Below are 595 nucleotides of genomic sequence, written 5' to 3'. Positions count from 1 at the left end.
ATGCACATAAGAACCTTCAAAACCGACATAGGATTCGGTATGCGACAGAGAACGTCGAATCGACATATAGTTGGTCACATTTGGAATTGCGATCGGTGAAAACTGATAATCATTATCGGTATGGCTGCCCTCTCCTTTGATTCTAACCAAGTTATGCTCACCGGCACCGGCAGGCATATGATAGATCAACATATCTTTGGCAACTTTTTCTTCTTCCGGTGNCCAGTCTGGCCCTGGCTCCTTCTCATAAATGCCCTTGAAGGTTTTTAGCGGCGTCTGTAAAACTGTCCACTTCATGGTCCATTCAGGGTTAGGCAAGCCAGGGAAAACCTTTGTTTCATCTTCGCCATTGACGTTTTGGTAAGTGATTTGATAACCGTGGCACGACGCACAGTTGAAACCGGCAAATTCACCCGGCCCTGTATAAGGGTGATTACCTTCTGCATAGCGATATCCTACCCATCCTGTATCTTTTGTATTGCCTTCAAGCTTGGCAGAACCCAAGGTGAGGAAGCCGGGGATCGGGGTTGGCATTGGGTAAGGATCAAAGTAAACATCATCCATCGCTTCATTCGGCACTTGCCCTCTGACCGTT

At 47.1% G+C, this 595-nt stretch carries 1 pseudogene; it reads right to left on the bottom strand.

Going from position 1 to position 595, the window contains the following annotated elements:
• Positions 1-595 (bottom strand): annotated as a pseudogene (locus A3761_RS26960) (hypothetical protein); the annotation flags it as partial.

The organism is Oleiphilus sp. HI0123 (assembly GCF_001635315.1).
Note: the sequence above shows the minus strand (reverse complement) of the source record. Positions and strands in the feature narration are given on the sequence as shown.